At 43.1% G+C, this 288-nt stretch carries 1 pseudogene; it reads left to right on the top strand.

Annotation, left to right across the window (positions count from 1 at the left end):
* Nucleotides 1-70 precede the first annotated feature (70 nt).
* Nucleotides 71-288: pseudogene (locus tag ACFINS_RS10440) on the top strand (replication-associated recombination protein A); the annotation flags it as partial.

Below are 288 nucleotides of genomic sequence, written 5' to 3'. Positions count from 1 at the left end.
CGCGGGTTTGGCAATTGGAATATGAACGGGATGGAATGTATATTCGCCAATTTATTCGCTGAGGTTTTTTTTGAATAAAGATCTTTTTATTTCGTCTTTTGATCATCGGGTTTATAAAAAGCAGCCGCTTGCAGAAAGGATGCGTCCTCACTCCCTTAATGATGTAACGGGACAAAGTCATTTGGTAGGAGAGAAAGGTTTGCTTTCACGGATAGTGGCAGCTGGCTCAATTGGTTCGATGATTTTTTGGGGGCCTCCAGGGACAGGAAAAACAACAGTTGCGCGTTT

This window comes from Bartonella sp. AA2SXKL, from assembly GCF_042197205.1.
Classification (GTDB): Bacteria; Pseudomonadota; Alphaproteobacteria; order Rhizobiales; family Rhizobiaceae; genus Bartonella.
The sequence above is the reverse complement of the archived record's forward strand: the minus strand, read 5'-3'. Positions and strand labels throughout refer to the sequence as shown.